This window comes from Kitasatospora sp. NPDC028055 (assembly GCF_040637885.1).
Lineage (GTDB): Bacteria > Actinomycetota > Actinomycetes > Streptomycetales > Streptomycetaceae > Kitasatospora.
Window position 1 is genome coordinate 58420 of record NZ_JBEZXE010000004.1, and the last position, 19989, is coordinate 78408.

Below are 19989 nucleotides of genomic sequence, written 5' to 3' on the forward strand. Positions count from 1 at the left end.
CGTCCGACTCCGGACGCGGTGCTGTCGCCTTTCCGGGGCCGGGGCCGTGGTCACGGGCTCCTGGGGGCCAGGTCAATCCGAAGATCGGCAAGCCCTATGATCGCTCTGCAACACGACGCGAAGGGGATGCAGTGGCGCGGGTTGCAATCATCGGTGGCGGGATCAGCGGACTGGGAACGGCCCTCATGCTCGGACGACGGGGCCATGCGGTCACCCTGTTCGAACAGGAGGCCCGACCGGCCGACACCGACCTGGAGCAGGACTTCTACCGCTGGAAGCGGCCCCGCGTCCCCCAGGCCGACCAGCCCCACTCCTTCCTCGCCCCGGTCCGCACGGTGCTGCGCGCCGAGGCCCCCGACGTCCACGCCGACCTGCTGGCCCGCGGCGCCCGGGAGTACCACGACTTCGACTGGTTCGACCGGCACCCGCCGCACCGGGACGGCGACGAGGACCTGGTGACCCTGCGCACCCGCCGCATCGTGCTGGAAGCCGCCCTCACCGCGGCCGTACGGCGGGAGCCCTCCGTCGACGTTCGGCGCGGCCGCCGGGTGAGCGCCCTCACCGTCCAGGACGGCAACCCTCCCAAGGTCACCGGCCTGCGGGTCGACGCCGAGACCCACCCGGCCGACCTCGTCGTCGACGCCGCCGGCCGCCGCTCCGCCGTCCCCGGCTGGCTGACGGCCGCCGGCTGCCGCCCGCCCGTCGTCGAGAGCCACCGCACCGGCATCACCTACCTGTGCCGCTGGTACCGCCTGCGGGCCGACGGCCCGCGCGACCCCGGGCGGGTGCGGGCCGGCTCGGTCGCGGGGTTCGCCGCCGCCGGGGTCTTCCCCTCCGACAACGACACCTTCGCGCTGAGCATGGTGCTCTCCACCGGCGACCCGACCCGTAGCGCGCTCCTCGATCCCGCCGTGTTCGAGGCCGTCCTCCGCCGCTTCCCCGCCTGCGCCGCCTGGCTCGACCTCGACCCCGAACCCCGCTCGGGCGTCCTGGCGATGGCCGGGCTGGACAACCGCTGGACCTCCCTCACCGACGACGCCGGCCCCGTCGTCACCGGCCTGGTCAACGCCGGGGACAGCCTCGTCCACACCAACCCCACCCTCGGCCACGGCGTCGCGCTCGGCCTGCTCGCCGGCCAGTACCTCGCCGGCCACGCCGACCAGGTCGCCGCCGACCCCACCGGCTACCACGACTGGGCCGCCCGGACCCTCCGGCCCTGGTTCGACGCCCAGGTGGCCGCCGACCGCGCCAACGAGCAGCGCCTCCTGGACGGTTCGGCCCTGCCCGAGCGCCGCGCCGCCGCCCTCGCCGCCTGCGCCTTCGACGACCCGGTCGTCATGCGTGCCCGCGCCCACGTCCGCCACCTGGTCAGCACGCCCGACGAGGCCTACGGCAGCGAGGAGGTCGACCGCCACCTCACCGCCTGGCTGGCCGCCCACCCCGACTTCACCCCCCACCACGACGGCCCCACCCGTACCGAATGGGAAGCCCTCATCCCGGCCTGACCACCCCGCCCAACGGACGACAGCCCCGCCGGTTCGTCGGCCCGGCAGGCCTCGTGGGCCGGTAAGCCTCGTGGGCCGACAGGCCCCGTGGACCGGTGGGCGGGCCGACGCAGCGGGCGTGCCACCCGGGGGCAGGGCTCGACCCACGTCCACCCACCACCCCATCGCCGGGGCCCGGGACTCGGGGCCCGGGGCTCAGGACTCGGGACTCGGGGCTCAACTCCCCAGCGAGGTGGCGGGGCGGGAGTGGCGGCCGGTGCCGGGTGCGGGGTGGAGGTCCGGGGCCGGGGCGTAGCGGGCGGCCGGGGGGCGGAGGAGCCAGGTGGTTCGGGGGGTGGGGGTGATCAGGCCGAGCCGGTGGAGGAGGTCGAGGGCGTCGCGGCGCAGGGCGGTACGGTCGGCGAGGTAGCGGGCCGGGAGGTCGTGGTCGTCGGCGATGTCGCCGAGGAGGCCGTCTATCAGCGCGTCGGCGATCGGGACGTCGCCCTCGGTGGCCTCGCCGGGCAGCGGCCGGACCTCCTCCACCAGGCCTTCGACCAGCAGCAGGGCGGCCTGGGCGAGGGTGCCGGTGCCGGGGAGGGCGAGGTCGGTGAGTTCGGCGGCCGGGTCGAGCAGGGCGACGCCCTCGGCCCGCAGTTCGACCTCCAGCCCGAGGAAGTCCGCGAGGGCGGCCGGGCCGCTGAGTCGGTGCTCGTGCAGCCAGGCGCGCCGGTCCTCGGGGAGGTCGGCGGCGAGGACGGCGGGCGTCTCGGCGAGCAGGCGCCGCACGGCGGTGGCGGGTTCGGCCTCGGCGGCGCGGCGGATCAGGTCGGCGGCGTCGGCGGCGAGGGCGGGCGGTCCGGCCGGGACGGCGCGGGCGAGTTCGCGGTCGACGGTCAGCACGAAGGCGGTGTCGGCCGGGTCGGCCGGCAGGTCGCCGAGCACCTGCCAGTCGGCCAGCGCGGCGAGCGCCATCCCGAGGGCGTCCGGGTCGGCCGCCTGGGCCGCGAGTTCGGGGGCCGCGGCCCGCATCGCGTCGAGCAGCCGCCCGTACGGGAGTTGTTCGGGGGCGTCGACGAGCAGGGCCAGGGCGAGGGCGAGCCGGGCGTAGCCGGCCGGGGTGAACGGGGCACCGGTGACGGGGTGTTCGAGGCGGCGGGCGGCGCCGGGGCCGAGACCGGCCTTGCAGAGCCGGGCGTGCCAGGGGCCGACGACCAGGCGGTAGCCGAGCAGGGTGTCGAAGCGTTCGACGAGCCAGTCGCGGTGACGGCGGATCAGCGGGAAGCCGTCGGCGTGCGGGCCGGAGGCGGTGACCAGCGGGTGGGCGAGCAACAGCCGGGCGGCGATGCGGCGTTCGGCGTCCGGGAGTTCCTCGCCCGCCGGCTCCGGGACGTCGCCGGGCAGCTCCGGCAGGGCCCGGGTGCGCTCCGGCCTGCGGTGCCGGCCGGGCCGGCCGAGCTTGGCACCCGACCGGACGACGGGCAGGGCGGCGGCGTCGCGCCGGGCTCGGCGCAGGCCGCCGTCGGTGCGGCCCGCACGGGCCTCGCGGGCACGCGGGACGGCGGCCGTGTGGGCGGTCGGGCCGTGCCACCAGCTGACGGCGGGGTCGCCGGGCTCGGCGGCGCTGCCGAGGTGTCGGGCGGGGTAGAGGCCGAAGGAGGCGGTGCACAGGTCGTCGGCGGTGCCGGGGGTGGCGGCGGCGAACCAGTGGGCGAGCCGGAGCAGTCCCGGGTCGGGCGAGAGCGCCCCGCCGGGCTCCTGCGGGCCGTCAGCACCGTGCTCACCCACGACATCGGCCGGGTCGGCGGCCCCGGTGGCGCGAGCTTCGGCGGGCCCGGTGGCGCCACTGTCGGCGGTGTCGGCGGCGATCCCGGTACCGGCGGCTTCGGGTCCGCGTACGGCGAGGACGGCGGCGGCGGTTCCCCGCCCTGCCCCGCCCCTGCGTCCGTCCGGCCTGCCGGCGGCCACCCGGGTGGCGCCGACCGCGTACTCCTGCTGCTCCATGTCGGGGTCCAGACTAGACGGTGACCGGCTCACCCGGTGGCAGCAACCGCCCTCCTGAGGAAGTCTCCGCAGGAGCCCTCGAAGCGGTCGCCGGCGCTCCGCTCTCCAGGCCGGGCCGTCACTCCCCCCTCCCCGCGCGGGTTACGCACCGGTAACCTGGTCTTCCCGCCCCACCGGTTCCCTCGGGGTCGGTGGACCCTCCACCCCGGGCGACCTCGGAGGCAGACGCCGCATGAGCATCCGTACGACCACCCGCGCCACCACCGGCCTCGGCGGGCGCCTGCGTTCGGCCACCGGCCTGCTCGGAGGCTTCGCGGCCGCCTCGGCGGTGCACCTGGGCTCGATCCTCTCCGGAGCCCCGGTGCTGCGCAACGCCACCAAGCCGGCCCTGATGCCGCTACTGGCCGCCCACAGCGTGGCAGCGGCGGCCCGGACCGAGCGCGAGGCGCCCGAGCTGCTGACCCCGGCGCTGCTGGCGAGCGCGGGCGGGGACGTGCTGCTCCAGTTGAACGACGACACCGCGTTCCTGGCCGGGATGGGCTCGTTCGCGGCCGCGCACGTCTGCTACGTCGCGATGTTCGTCCGGCGCGGGGCGCTCACCGACCGGCGGCGCGCCCTGGTGGTCGCGGCCGCGTACGCGACGGCCTGGGTGGGCATGATCGGTCAGCTCTGGCCGGACCTCGGGGAGCTCAAGGTCCCGGTGGCCGGCTACAGCCTGCTGCTCACCTCGACGGCGGTCACCGCGGCCGGTCTGGGCTGGCGGACCGGGCTGGGCGGGGCGCTGTTCCTGCTCTCCGACACGCTGATCGCGACCCAGTTGGCGAAGTGGCGCGAGCTGCCGGGGCATCAGTTCTGGATCATGGCGACGTACGTGCTGGCCCAGTACCTGCTGGCCAGCGGTCTGCTCCAGCACGAGGAACGGCAGGAGCGGGCGGCCCTCTGACGCACCGCCGCGGCCCCACCCGCCACCGAAACGCCGCCGCGCCGCCGGTCCGGTCAGGGCTCGGCGGCGCGGCGCGCGCGTACGCGGGGGGGCGGGGCCGTCAGCCACTGCGCCTCCGGAGCAGCCAGAAGCCGCCGACGGCGCCCGCGACCAGGGCCAGCCCTCCGGCCAGCTCCGCCGGGTCCCCCGCGACCGAGCCGCCGAGCCCGGTCTTCACCGCACCGTGCGGGGCGACCTGCTGGCTGCCGGCGCCGGACTGTCCGAGCGAGCCGGCCCACTCCCCCGCCGCCTCGCCCCAGTCGCCGAGGCCCTTGTTGGGGGCGGTGGCGGCCACGGTGGTGACCTTGACGGTGGTGGAGAAGGCGCCGCCGTCCGGGCAGGTGCCGTCGACCTTGCTGTCCCCGTTGTGCTGGGAGGCGAGCCGGGCCGAGCCGGTGTGCTTGCCGTCGGAGCCCAGGGTGAGGGTCGCGGGGCCGCCCTCGAAGGCGGCGGAGTGGGCGGTGATGGTCTTGGCGTCGGGCTTGTCCGACTTCTCGCAGGAGACCGTGACCGTCACGGTCTGGCCCGGTGCGGCCTGGGACGGGCTGACCGAGGCCGCGCCGTCCCTGGCTGCTGCGAGGGGGGCCGTCAGACCGGTCAGCACCGTCGCGCCGATCAGGGCGGCGGCGGCCGTACGCGTGGGGCGCATGCCGGAACCTCCGGGATTCTCGGGCGCAGCCGGGGACTCCCATGTCCACGTGGTGTGTCAACTGCACCCGGTCATTCACCGACGGTAGGCAGGCCCACCGGGCCCGGCCACCGCTCAGGACCGTTCGAGCGACGGCCCGTCACCCTCCGTCACCATCACCCGGCGTCACCGCCGCCCCGGGGGCCTCAGAGGTCCAGGTCCACCACGACCGGGGCGTGGTCCGAGGTGCCCTTGCCCTTGCGGGCCTCGCGGTCCACGTAGCTGTCGGTGACGGCGTCGGCGAAGGGCTTGTTGGCGTAGGTGAGGTCGATCCGCATGCCGCGGTTCTTCGGGAACGCCAGCTGGCGGTAGTCCCAGTAGGTGTAGGGGTGGTCGTACTTGAGCGGACGCGGCACCACGTCCTGCAGGCCGATCTCGCCCAGCGCCGCCAGCGCGGCGCGCTCGACCGGGGTGACGTGGGTGAGGCCCTCGAAGGCGGCGACGTCGTAGACGTCCGCGTCGGTGGGGGCGATGTTGAAGTCCCCGAGGATCGCGAAGGGGCGGGGGCCGGCCGCGTCCTCGGCGGAGGCCTTGCGCAGCGCCTCCAGCCACTCCAGCTTGTAGTGGTAGTGCAGGTGGTCGACCTCGCGGCCGTTGGGCACGTAGACGGACCAGACCCGGACCGGGCCGCAGGTGGCGGCGATGGCGCGCGGCTCGACGTCGGGCAGCAGGGCGCCGTCGGCCAGGTAGCCGGGCTGGCCGGGCAGGTCGCGCACGACGTCCTCCAGGCCGATCCGGGAGACGATCGCGACGCCGTTCCACCGGCCGGTGCCGTGCGCGGCCGTCTCGTAGCCGAGCTCGCGGACCTGCTCGTACGGGAAGGCGTCGGCCGCGCACTTGAGCTCCTGGAGGCAGAGCACGTCGGGCTTGGCGCTCTCCAGCCACTCCAGGAGCTTGGGCAGCCGCGCGGTGACGGAGTTGATGTTCCAGGTGGCGATGCGGACGGTCACGGCGGGCGGCCTTCCCGGTGGTTCGGTCGGTACGGACGGGGGTGGGCCCCACGGGGAGACCCACCCCGAACATACCGCCCGGCACCGACAACCCGGCCCGACCGGCACCACGGCCGGGCACTCGGCAGTCGGCCGTGGCGCCGGGCCGGGAAGTGGTCCCCGCCGGACCCGTCCCGCCGGGCCCGGTGGTCAGCCCGCGGGGCGGACCACCGCGGCCGAGCCGCCGCCGCGTCGCACCGGCTCGGCGGCGGCCACCCAGCGGCCGTCCGGCAGCCGTTCCACCCCGGTGGCGGCGCCGATCTCGCCGCCGGCGGCGAACCGGTGCCCGAGCGCCTCCAGCGCGGGCCGCTCCGGCAGCGCCAGAAAGCCTGGCTCGGCCTGGGTGACGGCGCTGTTGCGCTGGCTGGCGCGCGGTGCGGCGATCGCCTGCTCCAGGCTCAGGCCCCGGTCGAGGCGGCCGAGCAGCACCAGGAGGGTGGTGGTGATGATGGTCGCGCCGCCCGGGCTGCCGGTGGCCAGCAGCGGCTCGCCGTCGCGCAGCACGATGGTCGGGGACATCGAGGACCGCGGCCGCTTGCCCGGGCCGGGCAGGTTGGGGTCGGGGACGCCGGCGGCGAGCGGGACGAAGTCGAAGTCGGTCAGCTCGTTGTTGAGCAGGAAGCCCCGGCCGGGGACGGTGATGCCGCTGCCGCCGGTCTGCTCGATGGTGAGGGTGTACGAGACGATGTTTCCCCAGCGGTCCGCCACCGTCAGGTGGGTGGTGTTGGGGCCCTCGTACGGCTCGGGGAGGGCCTGCCCGGTGTCCGCGCAGTCGGCCGGGTGGTACGGGTCGCCGGGGGCGAGCGGGCTGGTGAGCGCGCGGTCCGGGCTGATCAGGCAGGCCCGGGAGGCGGCGTAGCGCTCGGAGAGCAGCTGCCTGGTCGGGACGTCGGCGAAGGCCGGGTCGCCGACCCAGCGGTTGCGGTCGGCGAAGGCGATCCGCGAGGCCTCCAGGAAGTGGTGGTAGTACTGCGTGCCGCTGTAGCCGGAGAGGTCGCCGTCCTCCAGGATGTGCAGCGCCTCGCCGACGGTGGTGCCGCCGGAGCTGGACGGCGCCATCGAGTAGACGTCGTAGTCGCGGTAGGCGACGTGGGTGGGCGCCTGGCGGCGGACCTGGTAGGCGGCCAGGTCGGCGGCGTCGACCTTCCCGGGGCGGGCGTTGCGGCCGGAGGCCGGGTCAACTGGCGGGTGCTGCACGGTGTTGGCGATGTCCTGCGCCAACTCGCCCTGGTAGAAGGCCTTCACGCCGTCCTTGGCGAGCAGCTTGTAGGTCGCGGCGAGGTCGGGGTTGCGCAGGACGGAACCGACCTCGGGAAGCTTGCCGTCGGGGAGGTAGATCTTCGCGGTGGCCGGGAAGTCCTTGAAGCGGCTGTAGTTGTCGGAGGTCTGGCCGCGGAAGGTGTCGTCGACGACGAAGCCGTTCTCGGCGATCCGCTCGGCGGGTTCGAGGTTCTGCGCGAGCGAGCGGGTGCCCCACTGGCGCAGTGCGGAGTCCCAGGTGGCCGGCGTGCCGGGGACGCCGACGGACAGTCCGCTGGTGACGGCGTCGGCGAAGGCGAGCGGCTTGCCGCCCTCCAGGAACAGTCCGGAGTCGGCGGTGCGGCCGGCCGTCTCGCGGCCGTCGATGGTGTGCACCTTGCCGGTGGCGTGGTCGTAGTAGACGAAGTACCCGCCGCCGCCGATCCCGGAGGAGTAGGGCTCGGTCACGCCGAGCGCGGCCGCGGCGGCGACGGCCGCGTCCACCGCGTTCCCGCCCTTGCGCAGCACCTCGATCCCGGCGGCGGTGGCGTCGGCGTCCACCGAGGCCACCGCCCCGCCCCAGCCCACCGCCTCGGGCGCCTTGGGCGGCGGCGCCGCGGCTCCGGCGGGCCCGGTCGTGGTGGCCCAGACCAGTGCGGTGGCGATCAACAGTGATGGCGCTAGGCGGGTCAGAGCCCTCATCCGAGTCCTCCTGAGTCGACGTCACGTCAGTTGTTCCACAGGAGGCATGAATCCGACAACCACACCGCACGGCTACCAATGGGTAGTTGACAGGAGGGGCGGGAGGGGCGGAGGGGAACGGATGACAGCTGACAGATTTCAGCGAACAGATTTCGTTATCTGTTATCTGTTCGCTGAAATCTGTTATCTGAAATCTGTCAGCTGAACCCTGTTCGCCGCCCCACCCCCGCTACAGCGCGCTGCGCTCCACCCGCCGCCGCTTGATGGTGCGGAACCGCCGCGCGACCTGCCGCGCCAGGTCGGCGGCGCCGACCAGCCCCGCCTCGTTGCCGAGGGCCGCGTGGACGATGGTGGCCTCGGGCCGGAAGCCGCGACCGGTGAGGGTGCGGCGGAAGGTGTCCCGGGCCGGGCCGAGCAGCAGGTCGCCGGCCTCGGAGACGCCGCCGCCGATGACGAAGCGCCCCGGGTCGAGGCCGGCCGCCAGGTTGGCGATGCCGACCCCGAGCCAGGTGCCGACCTCGTAGAGCAGCTCGGTGGCGGTCGGGTCGCCCTCCCGGGCGGCCTCGGTGACCAGCGGCCCGGTGATGCCCTCGACCGTGCCGCCGGCCCGGGCGAGCAGCGGCTGCACCACCGGGGACTCCTCGGCGACCAGCTCCCGGGCGTCCCGCACCAGCGCGTTGCCGGAGGAGTACTGCTCCCAGCAGCCGCGGTTGCCGCACGGGCAGCGGTGGCCGCCGGGCACCACCTGCATGTGTCCGAACTCGCCCGCCAGGCCGTACTTACCGCGGTCGACGTAGCCGTCCCGGACGACCGCGCCGCCGATGCCGGTGCCCAGGGTGAGCATCACCATGTGGTCCTCGCCGCGCCCGGCGCCGAAGCGCCACTCGGCCCAGGCGGCCGCGTTGGCGTCGTTCTCCACGATCACCGGGAACCGCAGCCGCTCGCTGAGCGCCTGCTGGAGCGGCTCGTTGCGCCAGTTGAGGTGCGGGGCGAAGAGCACCCGGGAGCGCTCGGCGTCGACCCAGCCGGCCGCGCCGATGCCGACCGCGTGGACGTCGTGCCGGTCGGCGAGCTGGAGCACCAGCTCGACGATCACGTCCTCGACCACCTTGGCGCTCTTGCTCTTGTCGGGGGTGTCGGTGCGCAGCTTCTCCAGCACCTTCCCCTCGCCGTCGACGACCCCGGCGACCACCTTGGTGCCGCCGATGTCGACGCCGATGGTGGGCAGCCGCAGTATGCCCGCGGGCAGGGCGCGGCGGCGGCGCTCGGCGCGCGGGCCGAGGCCGAGCAGGGTGGGCAGGACGGTCGGCCGAGTGCTGCCATGGGGGCTGGTCACGGCTGCGGACGCTCCTCACGAGAGTCGGGTTCGGTGGGGCCGGGGGCCGACGGTCGGGCCAGCTCGTGCGAGAGTTCGGCGAGGTCGGAGCCGCCGGCCATCTCGGTGGTGAGCTGTTCGAGGCCGATCTCGGCACGCGGGTGGCTGCCCGCCATCCGCCCCCGTTTCAGCAGGGTGAAGTGGTCGCCGACCAGGTAGGCGTGGTGCGGGTTGTGGGTGATCAGGACGACCCCGAGCCCGGCGTCGCGGGCCGCGGTGACGTACTTGAGCACCACCCCGGACTGCTTGACGCCGAGCGCCGCGGTCGGCTCGTCCAGGATGAGTACCTTGGCACCGAAGTGCACGGCACGGGCGATCGCCACACACTGGCGCTGGCCGCCGGACAGGGTGCCGATCGGCCGGTCGACGTCGTGCAGGTCGATGCCCATCCTGGCGAGCGCCTCGCGGGTGGTGGCGCGCATGCCCTCGGCGTCCAGCCGCAGGCCGCCCCAGCGGCGGGTGCCCCGCTCGGAGCCGAGGAAGAAGTTGCGCCACACGGGCATCAGCGGGACGACGGCGAGGTCCTGGTAGACGGTGGCGATGCCGCGGTCCAGCGCCTGGCGCGGGGAGTCCAGCCGGACCTCCTCGCCGCCGATGGTGTAGCGGCCCTCGTCGTGCCGGTGCAGCCCCGCGATGATCTTGATCAGGGTGGACTTGCCGGCCCCGTTGTCGCCGAGCACGCAGCTGATCTCGCCGGCCCGCAGGGTCAGCGAGACGTCCTGCAGCGCGCGGACCGTCCCGTAGGTCTTGCCGACGCCCTCCAGCGCGAGCAGTTCGGTGCCCGCCGGTTCGGTGGCCACCGGGCGCTCCGTGCCGGAGCCGGGCCGGTCGTTCATCGCGGACCCCGTGCCGGAGCCGGGCCGGTCGTTCATCGCGGACCCCGTACCGGAGCCGAGCTGGTCGTTCATCGCGGACCCCGTTCCGCCCGGCGCTTGACGTAGGCGTTGAGCAGCGCGGCCAGCAGCAGCATCGCGCCGAGGAAGAACTTGAACCAGTCCGGGTTCCACTGGGCGTAGATGATCCCCTTGCTGGCCATGCCGAAGATCAGCGCGCCGAGCGCGGAGCCGACCACCGAGCCGTAGCCGCCGGTGATCAGGCAGCCGCCGATCACCGCCGCCACGATGTAGATCAGCTCGTTGCCGACGCCCTCGCCGGACTGCACGGTGTCGAAGGAGAACAGCAGGTGCTGCCCGAGCACCCAGGCGCCGAAGCCGACGCCCAGGTAGAGCAGCGTCTTGGTCCGGGCGACCGGCACGCCGACCGCGCGGGCGGCCGCCGCGTCGCCGCCGACGGCGAAGATCCAGTTGCCGAAGCGGGTGCGCAGCAGCACCCAGCTGCCGACCACCAGCAGGCCGAGCCACCACCAGACGGTGGCCTTGACCGTCAGCCCGCCGATGTTCACCTCGGAGGCGAACAGCCACCGGCAGCTCTCGAAGCCCTGCATGTCGGCGATCGACTTGGTGGAGACCGTCCCGGAGATCGCCTTGGTGACGCCCAGGTTGGCGCCGGTCAGCATCAGGAAGGTGCCGAGGGTGACGATGAAGCTGGGCAGCCTGGTGCGGCCGAGCATCCAGCCGTTGAACCCGCCGATCGCCAGCGTGGTGGCCAGCGAGACCAGCACGCCGACCCAGGTGACGGCGGTGAACTGGTACGAGACCATCGAGGAGGTCAGCGCGGCGGTGGTGACCAGCACGCCGGCCGACAGGTCGAACTCGCCGCCGATCATCAGCAGCGAGACCGGCACGGCCATGATCCCGATGGTGGAGGCCGCGTAGAGCACGGTGCCCAGCGAGGAGACCCGCAGGAACGGCTCCGCGACGGCGGCGAAGACCGCGAACACCGCGACCGCGGCGATCAGCGAGCCCAGCTCCGGGCGGGCGAGGAGGCGCCGCAGGGCGGCCGGACGGTCCTGGACGAGCAGGTCCGGGGTGGTGGAGCCGCTCACCTGGTCCCCCTCGCGACGTACTCGGCGAGCGCGCCGGCGTCGTCCTTGGTCAGGATCTGCGGGCCGGTCGCGACCGGCTTGCCGCCGCCGAGCATGTCCAGGTTGGACTTGTACAGCCAGAGCAGGTCGACGCCCTCGTAGCCCTGGAGGTAGGGCTGCTGGTCGACGGCGAAGCCGACGCTGCCGGACTTGAGCCCGGCGACCACCTGCTGGCCCAGGTCGAAGGTGTCCAGTTCCACGCCGCGGTGGGCGTCCTGGACGGCCTGCAGCCCGGTGGCGGCCATCGGGCCGGAGAGGGTGAGCACGGTGTCGATGGACGGGTCGGCCTGGAGCTTGGCGGAGATCGCCGCCCGGGCGTCGGGCATGTCGACACCGTTGACGTACATCACCTGGAAGCCGCCGCCGGCCTTGGACTGGGCGCCGGAGCAGCGCTGCTCCTGGCCGACGTTGCCCTGCTCGTGGATCACGCACAGCACGTTCTTGCGGCCGCGCGAGGCCAGCTCGGTGCCGGCCGCCTGGCCGGCCGAGGACTCGTCCTGGCCGATGTGGGTGAGCGCGCCGAACTTCGCGGAGAACTCCTGACCGGAGTTGATCGTGATGACCGGGATGCCGGCCGCCTTGGCCTTGCCGAGGACGTCGGCCATCGCGTCGCCCTTGGCGAGGGTGACCAGCAGGCCGTCGACCTTCTGGTCGATGGCGGCCTGGACGAGCTGGACCTGGTTCTGGGTCTGCGCGTCGTTGGAGTACAGGAAGGTGATGTTGTCCTTGGCGGCGGCCTGCTCGGCGCCCTTGCGCACGCTGTCCCAGAAGGCGTCGCCGGCGCCGGCGTGGGTCACCATGGCGACCTTCCAGCGCGGGGTGGTGACGGCGCTGCCACCGGTGGCCGCGGCCTTGGCGCGGGCCTCCTCGGCGCGTCTGCCTCCGGTACTGCTGCAACCGGCCGCGGTGACCGCGAGGGCCAGGACGGCGCACACGGGCCAGAAGCGGCGGGACGGGCGAAAGCGGGTTGTGCTCATCCCCATAGTCTCTCTGGCCCGGCCGCGCGGGATCGCACCGCCTCGCCCGGCAGCGCGAACGGCGCGCCAGGTAAGGTGCCCCGGGGGACCTTCCTGGAAGTTCGCTGAACATCTGGTCCGGAGCACCGCCGCCCGGGTGACAGACTAGGCGCCGACCCGAAGCGGGAGCAGCTCGGAAACGTGATGTTCCTCTCAGGTTCCGCACAGATTCGGACGGCAACCGATCATCCGCTGGTTGCCGTCTGATGCCATTGACGTGCGTTCGGGCGAGTGGGGCCCGGGCGGCGAGCGACCCGGATACGAGAACTCGATGGAACTGACAGGTACGCCATTCTTCATCCTCACCGTCATCCTGGTGCCGGTGTCCATCGCGGTGGCGCTGCTCTTCTGGGGGAAGGTGCGCGGCCCCCAGCCGGTCCGTACCCTGTCCCGGATCGTCATGATCATGTTCTGCCAGGTCACCGCCGTGCTGATGGTCTTCGTGATGGTCAACAACGCGAACCTGATCTACGGCAACTGGGACGACCTGCTCGGCACCGGTGACCACGTCCGCGCGGTGCCCTCGGTGGCGCCGGTGGACCCGGCCGGCAACGGCAAGGACGGCTCCGGCGACGCCGCCAAGCAGCCGCCGAAGGTGCTGCAGAAGTTCGGCGGCGTGAACGACCCGGCGGTGCCCGGCGACGTCCAGAAGACCGAGCTCAAGGGCCAGGTGTCCGGGGTCGACGGCGAGGTGCTGGTCTGGCTGCCGCCGCAGTACAACGACCCGGCGTTCAAGGACAAGAAGTTCCCGGTGGTCGAGCTGATCCCCGGCTACCCGGGCTCCTCCTCTACCTGGTACGGCACCCTCAAGGTCTCCGAGCAGCTCAAGCCGCTGATGCAGCAGGGCAAGGTCGCGCCCTTCATCCTGGTCTCGCCGCGCACCCTGCTGCTGGGCAGCCACCAGGACGCCGGCTGCACCGACATCCCCGGCAAGATCAACGCGGACGCCTGGATCACCCGCGACGTCCCGCAGATGGTGCTGGACAACTTCCGCGCCGACCCGTCCGCGGACCGCTGGGCGATCGCCGGCTACTCGGCCGGCGCCCACTGCGCGGCCAAGATCTCGCTCGCCCACCCCAACCGCTACCGCGCCGCCATCGCGATGTCCGGCTACAACGACCCGGCCACCGAGGGCGACTCGCTGGTCGGCAAGGACCCGAAGCTGCGCACCGAGAACAACCCGGTCAACATCCTCAAGTCCGCCCAGCAGCCGCCGAAGGTCGCCCTGCTGGTCAGCGGCGCCAAGGGCGACGGCTACGAGGACGGCCAGGCGATCGCCGCCGCGGCCAAGGAGCCGACCAAGATCCAGGTCGAGGAGAGCACCGGCCCGCACACCACCGACATGTGGAAGCGGATGGTCCCGAGCGCCTTCGAGTGGCTGACCGGGATCATCCCGGTGCAGTGACCGACCGGCACCGCCGGAACGGCCGGGGGCCCGTCGCGAGTGATCGCGGCGGGCCCCCGGCCGATTCCATCCACTCTTGGCTGTTCCCGGCCGGTTCCGGCGCCCTCCAGTGACCTCCCAGGAAGCGGCCGTTCCTGGGGCCGGTGTTCATCGGGTGGAACTGTCAGGAAACGGTCAGGCCAGTTCCAGCGCCAGGTAGAAGTCCACCCGGTCCTCCAGGCGGGAGAGGTCCCGCCCGGTCAGCTCCTCGATCCGGCCGATCCGGTAGCGCAGGGTGTTCACGTGGACGTGCAGCTGCCCGGCGCAGCGGGTCCAGGAGCCGTCCGAACGCAGGAAGGCCTCCAGGGTGCGGACCAGGTCCGCCTGGTGCTCGATGTCGTACGCGATCACCTTGTCCAGCAGCCGGCTGCGGAAGGCGCGGCGGACCTCGTCCGGGACGGCGGCCAGCAGCAGCACGTGCGAGGCCAGCTCCTCGGGGCCGGCGACGCAGACCCGGCCGACCCGGGCGGCGGCGATCCGACGGGCGTGCCGGGCCTCCTCCAGGGCGCCGCGCAGGCCGCCCGCCTCGGAGGCGGGGGCGGAGACGCCGAGGGTGATCCGGCCCTCCGAGCCCAGCCCGGCCTCCAGCGGGGCGAGCAGCTCACGCAGGGTGTCGGCGGGCACCGGAGTGTCCAGCGCGGGCAGCACCACCACGGCGCCGTTACCCGCCCCGGCGACCAGGGCGCGGTCACCGGTGCCGCCGAGCGCCTCCTCCAGCACGGCCCGTACGGTGCCCTCGGGCAGGCCGGTGCCCTCGGCACTGAGCACCAGCCAGGAGGCGTCCTGGGCCGGGGACTTGGGCTCGGGGCTCTCGTAGCGGGCGGCCATCGCCGAGGAGGCGTACAGGGTGCGGCTGATCTCGGCCGGGTCGGCGTCGCGGCGCAGCAGGGCGAGCAGTTCGTCGGCCAGTCGGCGGCGCAGCCGGCGGCCCTCGTCCCGGCGGTGGCGCTCGGCGGCGACCAGCCGGGCCAGGTTCTCGGCGAGCTGCTGGCGCTTGGTGGTCCATTCGGTGACGTCGCCGGCCACCGCGAGCACCCAGTCGACCAGCGGCGCCTCGTGCTCGGCGGAGGCCGCGGCGGGCAGCAGCGAGTAGGCGCCGCCGGCCAGTCGGGCCCGGTGCGGGGGGCGGCGGCGCTGGCGCTGGGCGGCGAGGTGGGCGCGGACCAGCTGGTCGCGGTCCTCGGCGGTGAGCCGGTCGGCCGGGCCGGCGATCACCGCGCCGGTCGGGGTGAGCACCCAGCAGTCCAGGTCGAGGTCGCCGCCGAGCAGGTCCAGCACGGCGTCCAGTCCGCCGCCGCCGGCCGCCGAGACCAGCAGCCGGTGCCGGTCGACCAGGGCGGCGAGGTCGGCGGCGCGGTCGGCGGAGACCTGACGGCCGATGAACTCGGTGACGGTGCCGAAGGCGATGTCGTCGGGGACGGCCAGCAGCGGCATCCGGTGCCGGCGGCAGGCCTCGACCAGGTCCTCGGGCACCGGGCCGACCTCGGCCTCACCGGCCGCCAGGGCGACCGCGCCGCCGGCCGCGATGGTCCGCACGAAGCGCTCGGAGTCGGCGGGGCCGCCGCGCCAGAGCATCCCGGTGAGCACCAGCTCGCCGCCGTGCAGGTAGCGGCCGGGGTCGTGCAGGTCCGTGGTCATCACGCCGCTGACCTGCCGGTCCAGCTCCTCCTCCGCCGCGAGCAGGCGCAGTCGGGGGGCGCCGGGGGCGAGCAGGTCACGGACACGCATCCGCGGACTCCTAACGGGGGCTGGAACAGGGTGGCAAAGCGGGGTGGAAGCGGGGGTGGAAGCGGGGATCGGGGCCTGGACGGGGGCCTGGACGGGGGTGGGGGGCTGCCGGGCACGCCGTCCGGGGGTGACAGTGTGCCCGAACATCCGTGCTCGGCGTTACGTACCAGCGGGCCGCCGGGTTACGGGCCCGTCGCCCGCGAATCACGGCCGGATTACGGTCGTAGGTAGCACTCGGCGAACACCTGGGCTGCGGATTCTCCTGCTTAGAGGAACGTACAGGATGCCGGGCGGGCTCACAGCCGGGGCTTCATGCCATCGGTGACTGCCAGTGGGCCGCGTCACAGGAGTTCACTGGGCGACACGCCGCCGGACACCCGGTCGGCGAAGACCTGAGGAGAAACCCGCATGGAGTTCCTTCGGCCCGCCACCTGGGACGAGGCTCTCGCGGCGAAGGCTGAGTACCCGACCGCGCTGCCCATCGCGGGCGGCACGGACGTCATGGTCGAGCTGAACTTCGACGTGCACCGGCCATCCGCGATTCTCGACCTGAACCGCGTCACCGAGCTCACCGAATGGACGAACGACGGCAGCGTCGTCCGACTCGGCGCCTCCGTCCCGTACGCCCGGATCATCTCGGAGCTGTCCGGGCCGCTGCCCGGGCTCGCCCTGGCGGCCCACACCGTCGGCTCGCCGCAGATCCGCAACCGCGGCGGCGTCGGCGGCAACCTCGGCGGCGCCTCCCCGGCCGGTGACGCGCACCCCGCGCTGCTGGCGGCCGGCCGGGACGTCTTCGTCGAGGCGGCCTCGGTGCGCGGCACCCGGCTGATCCCGATCGACGAGTTCTACGTCGGCGTGAAGCGCAACAGCCTGGCGGCCGACGAGCTGATCCGGGCCGTGCACATCCCGGTCGCGGACGGCCCGCAGCAGTTCTCGAAGATCGGCACCCGCAACGCGATGGTGATCGCGGTCTGCGCCTTCGGTTTCGCCCTTCACCCGAAGAACGGCACCGTCGGCACCGGTATCGGTTCGGCTGCCCCCACGCCGCGCCGCGCCGTCGAGGCCGAGGAGTACCTCCAGGGCGTGCTCGCCGAGCGCGGGCTCTGGGAGTCCGGGGAACTGCTCGGCACCGAGGTGATCCAGCGCTTCGGCGAGCTGGTGAAGGCCGCCGCCTCCCCCATCGACGACGTCCGCGGCACCGCCGACTACCGGCGGCACGCGCTGGCCGTGATGGCCCGCCGCACCCTCACCTGGTGTTGGAACGACTACAGCAAGCAGATCAGGAGCGCGGCATGAAGGTCACGTTCACCGCCAACGGCAAGCCGGTCGAGGCCGACGACGTGTGGGAGGGCGAGAGCCTGCTCTACGTGCTGCGCGAGCGGGTCGGCCTGCCCGGGTCGAAGAACGCCTGCGAGCAGGGCGAGTGCGGCTCCTGCACCGTCTACCTGGACGGCGTGCCGGTCTGCTCCTGCCTGGTCGCGGCCGGCCAGGTGCAGGACCGCGAGGTGCGCACGGTCGAGGGCCTGGCCGAGGAGAATGGCGAACTGGGCCTGGTCCAGCAGGCGTTCGTCGACGCCGGGGCCGTCCAGTGCGGCTTCTGCACCCCGGGGCTGCTGGTGCAGACCGACGCCCTGCTGGAGAAGGACTCCCAGCCGAGCGACAACGACATCCGCGAGGCGCTGTCGGGCAACCTCTGCCGCTGCACCGGCTACGAGAAGATCATGGACGCGGTGCGGCTCGCCTCCGCCCGCAAGTGCGCCGGTGAGGGGGCTTCGGCATGAGCACCAGGACGATCCAGGGCCAGAAGAACCTGCAGAACATCAACCAGGCCTCGAAGGACGGCATCGGCGGCTCGCCGCTGCGCCCGGACGGCAACCTGAAGGTCAAGGGCGAGTTCGCCTACTCCTCGGACATGTGGCACGAGGACATGCTCTGGGGTATGGCGCTGCGCTCGCCGCACCCCCGGGCCAACATCCTCTCGGTGGACATCTCCGAGGCGCTCAAGGTGCCCGGCGTCTACGCGGTGCTCACCCACGAGGACATCCCCGGCTCCAAGTACTACGGCCTGGAGATCCAGGACCAGCCGGCCCTGGCGATCGACAAGGTCCGCTACCACGGCGAGGCGATCGCCCTGGTCGCCGCCGACCACCCGGAGACGGCCCGGCGCGCGGTGAAGAAGATCAAGGTCGAGTACGAGGTGCTCACCCCGATCGTCACCGAGGAGCAGTGCCTCGACCCGGAGACCCACGGGTACGTGCACGAGCCGCACGAGTACAAGTCCCACGCGTACGGCAACATCTGCCACGAGCAGAAGCTGGTCTCCGGCCTCGGCGTGACCGACGAGGTGCGGGCGATGGCGGACGTCATCGTCAGCGGCGACTACGAGGTCGGCATGCAGGACCAGGCCTTCCTGGGCCCCGAGTCCGGCCTGGCCGTGCCCGCCGAGGACGGCGGCATCGACCTCTACATCGCCACCCAGTGGCTGCACGTGGACCGCGAGCAGATGGCCCCGGTGCTGGACCTGCCCGAGGAGAAGGTCCGGCTCACCCTGGCCGGGGTCGGCGGCGCCTTCGGCGGCCGCGAGGACATCTCGATGCAGATCCACGCCTGCCTGCTGGCCCTGCACACCGGCAAGCCCGTCAAGATCGTGTACTCCCGGGACGAGTCCTTCTACGGCCACGTCCACCGCCACCCGGCACGGATGCACTACGAGCACGGCGCCACCCGCGACGGCAAGCTGGTCTTCGCCGACTGCCGGATCGTGCTGGACGGCGGCGCCTACGCCTCCGCCTCCCCGGCCGTCGTCGGCAACGCGGCCTCGCTGGGGCACGGGCCGTACGTGATCCCGAACGTGAAGATGCACGCCATCGCGCTCTACAGCAACAACCCGTCCTGCGGGGCGATGCGCGGCTTCGGGGCCGTCCAGGCGGCCTTCGGCTACGAGACCCAGATGGACAAGCTGGCCGTCGAACTCGGCATGGACCCGGTCGAGTTGCGGCAGCTGAACGCGATGTCGGAGGGCGACTTCATGCCCACCGGCCAGCAGATCGACTCCCCCGCCCCGGTGGCCGAACTGCTGCAGCGGGCCAAGGACATGCCGCTGCCGCCGCCGCTGGACACCGAGCACCTCGACGTGCGCTCGCTGCCCGGCGCGCTCTCCAACACCTCGCACGGCGAGGGCATCGTGCGCGGGGTCGGCTACTCGGTCGGCATCAAGAACGTCGGCTTCTCCGAGGGCTTCGACGACTACTCCACCGCCCGGGTGCGCCTGGAGGTGATCGGCGGCGAGCCGGTCGCCATGGTGCACACCGCGATGGCGGAGGTCGGCCAGGGCGGCGTCACCGTGCACGCCCAGATCGCCCGCACCGAGCTGGGCGTCGAGCAGGTCACCATCCACCCGGCCAACACCGAAGTGGGATCGGCCGGTTCGACCTCCGCCTCGCGCCAGACGTACATGACCGGCGGCGCCGTGAAGCTCGCCGCCGAGGCCGTCCGGCGGGAGCTGATCGAGAAGGGTCGGCGCCGCTATGGCTGGACCCACAAGGACATCACGCTGACCGGCGGCAAGGTCGTCTCGGAGAGCGCCGGCGTGCTGGTGCCCATGGTGGACCTGCTCGGCGACGAGGCCATCGACCTCACCCGCGAGCACCACCACCGGCCCACCCAGGCCTTCGACAAGGAGACCGGCCAGGGCTTCGGCCACGTCCAGTACACCTTCTGCGCCAACCGTGCCGTGGTGGACGTGGACGTGGAACTCGGCCTGGTCAAGGTGGTCGAGCTGACCGCCGTCCAGGACGTCGGCAAGGCGCTCAACCCGCTCTCCGTGGTCGGCCAGATCCAGGGCGGCTGCACCCAGGCGCTCGGCCTGGCCGTGATGGAGGAGATCATCGTCCGGGACGGGAAGGTGCGCAACGCCTCCTTCACCGACTACCTGATCCCCACCATCCTGGACACCCCGCCGATCCCGGTGGACGTCCTCGAACTGCCCGACCCGCACGCCCCGTACGGGCTGCGCGGCGTCGGCGAGGCGCCGACCGTGTCGGCGACCCCCTCGATCGTGGCGGCGATCCGCAACGCGACCGGGCTCGCGCTCAACCGGATCCCGGTCCGGCCGGAGCACCTGACCACCGAACAGCCCGGCTGATCCCGGGAGTTCGACCAGCGAGCTTCCACCACGGCAGTACCTCCCGGGGCGGTGACACGTCTTCCCCACCGCCCCGGGACCCCCACCCCCCACATCCGCTGCCCTGCCCACGCCGGGGTTCCGCAGTGGTGCGCACCACCCCATCCACGCCGCTGGCACTCCCCTACGAGTGCCACCAGTGAGTCGATACCGTCCCCCTGTGCCAACTTC

General features: G+C 73.4%; 15 protein-coding genes. 6 read left to right on the forward strand and 9 right to left on the reverse strand.

The window, feature by feature from the left end; genetic code table 11:
• Nucleotides 1-131 precede the first annotated feature (131 nt).
• Nucleotides 132-1505, forward strand: coding sequence for an FAD-dependent oxidoreductase (locus AB0F71_RS07610; protein ID WP_360229610.1), 1374 nt, complete (start codon nucleotides 132-134; stop codon nucleotides 1503-1505).
• A gap of 216 nt (nucleotides 1506-1721) precedes the next feature.
• On the opposite strand, the gene AB0F71_RS07615 is transcribed toward AB0F71_RS07610, so the two are convergent.
• Nucleotides 1722-3488, reverse strand: a complete 1767-nt coding sequence (locus AB0F71_RS07615; RefSeq protein WP_360229612.1) for a DUF2398 family protein — start codon at nucleotides 3486-3488, stop codon at nucleotides 1722-1724.
• 232 nt (nucleotides 3489-3720) lie between these two features.
• Between AB0F71_RS07615 and AB0F71_RS07620 the strand changes: the two genes are divergently transcribed.
• On the forward strand, nucleotides 3721-4431 hold the full coding sequence (locus AB0F71_RS07620; protein ID WP_360229614.1) for a lysoplasmalogenase: 711 nt from the start codon (nucleotides 3721-3723) through the stop codon (nucleotides 4429-4431).
• Nucleotides 4432-4531: 100 nt separating this feature from the next.
• On the opposite strand, the gene AB0F71_RS07625 is transcribed toward AB0F71_RS07620, so the two are convergent.
• From AB0F71_RS07625 to AB0F71_RS07655, 7 genes are all read right to left on the reverse strand, one after another.
• A complete protein-coding gene (locus AB0F71_RS07625; RefSeq protein ID WP_360229616.1) occupies nucleotides 4532-5119 on the reverse strand; it encodes a hypothetical protein in 588 nt (195 codons plus the stop codon).
• Between the two features lie 185 nt (nucleotides 5120-5304).
• On the reverse strand, nucleotides 5305-6108 hold the full coding sequence (locus AB0F71_RS07630; protein WP_360229618.1) for an exodeoxyribonuclease III: 804 nt from the start codon (nucleotides 6106-6108) through the stop codon (nucleotides 5305-5307).
• Nucleotides 6109-6297: 189 nt separating this feature from the next.
• The gene (gene ggt / locus AB0F71_RS07635; RefSeq protein ID WP_360229620.1) at nucleotides 6298-8088 is read right to left on the reverse strand and encodes a gamma-glutamyltransferase; all 1791 of its coding nucleotides are present in this window, start codon (nucleotides 8086-8088) and stop codon (nucleotides 6298-6300) included.
• A 229-nt stretch (nucleotides 8089-8317) separates the two neighbouring features.
• Complete coding sequence (locus tag AB0F71_RS07640; protein ID WP_360229933.1) at nucleotides 8318-9379, reverse strand: ROK family glucokinase; 1062 nt, start codon at nucleotides 9377-9379, stop codon at nucleotides 8318-8320.
• A gap of 41 nt (nucleotides 9380-9420) precedes the next feature.
• The gene (locus tag AB0F71_RS07645) at nucleotides 9421-10299 is read right to left on the reverse strand and encodes an ATP-binding cassette domain-containing protein (protein ID WP_360229935.1); all 879 of its coding nucleotides are present in this window, start codon (nucleotides 10297-10299) and stop codon (nucleotides 9421-9423) included.
• 68 nt (nucleotides 10300-10367) lie between these two features.
• On the reverse strand, nucleotides 10368-11408 hold the full coding sequence (locus AB0F71_RS07650) for an ABC transporter permease (RefSeq protein WP_360229622.1): 1041 nt from the start codon (nucleotides 11406-11408) through the stop codon (nucleotides 10368-10370).
• Complete coding sequence (locus tag AB0F71_RS07655; protein ID WP_360229624.1) at nucleotides 11405-12424, reverse strand: sugar ABC transporter substrate-binding protein; 1020 nt, start codon at nucleotides 12422-12424, stop codon at nucleotides 11405-11407. The genes AB0F71_RS07650 and AB0F71_RS07655 overlap by 4 nt, the downstream gene beginning before the upstream one ends.
• Before the next feature lie 310 nt (nucleotides 12425-12734).
• Here AB0F71_RS07655 and AB0F71_RS07660 point away from each other — a divergent pair, with 310 nt between their 5' ends.
• Nucleotides 12735-13868: an alpha/beta hydrolase-fold protein gene (locus AB0F71_RS07660; RefSeq protein WP_360229626.1), complete on the forward strand. Its 1134-nt coding sequence runs from the start codon at nucleotides 12735-12737 to the stop codon at nucleotides 13866-13868.
• 174 nt (nucleotides 13869-14042) lie between these two features.
• Here AB0F71_RS07660 and AB0F71_RS07665 read toward each other — a convergent pair whose 3' ends face one another.
• Nucleotides 14043-15635, reverse strand: a complete 1593-nt coding sequence (locus AB0F71_RS07665; protein ID WP_360229628.1) for a helix-turn-helix domain-containing protein — start codon at nucleotides 15633-15635, stop codon at nucleotides 14043-14045.
• A gap of 408 nt (nucleotides 15636-16043) precedes the next feature.
• On the opposite strand from AB0F71_RS07665, the gene AB0F71_RS07670 reads away from it, so the two are divergent.
• Genes AB0F71_RS07670 through pucD form a run of 3 tightly spaced genes read left to right on the forward strand, consistent with a single transcriptional unit; the run spans nucleotide 16044 to nucleotide 19779 of the window.
• Nucleotides 16044-16931 (forward strand): FAD binding domain-containing protein, encoded by an 888-nt coding sequence (locus AB0F71_RS07670; RefSeq protein WP_360229630.1) that lies wholly within the window; start codon nucleotides 16044-16046, stop codon nucleotides 16929-16931.
• On the forward strand, nucleotides 16928-17416 hold the full coding sequence (locus AB0F71_RS07675; RefSeq protein ID WP_360229632.1) for a (2Fe-2S)-binding protein: 489 nt from the start codon (nucleotides 16928-16930) through the stop codon (nucleotides 17414-17416). Before AB0F71_RS07670 ends, AB0F71_RS07675 begins: the two co-directional genes overlap by 4 nt.
• On the forward strand, nucleotides 17413-19779 hold the full coding sequence (gene pucD / locus AB0F71_RS07680; protein WP_360229634.1) for a xanthine dehydrogenase subunit D: 2367 nt from the start codon (nucleotides 17413-17415) through the stop codon (nucleotides 19777-19779). Before AB0F71_RS07675 ends, pucD begins: the two co-directional genes overlap by 4 nt.
• Nucleotides 19780-19989: the final 210 nt, after the last annotated feature.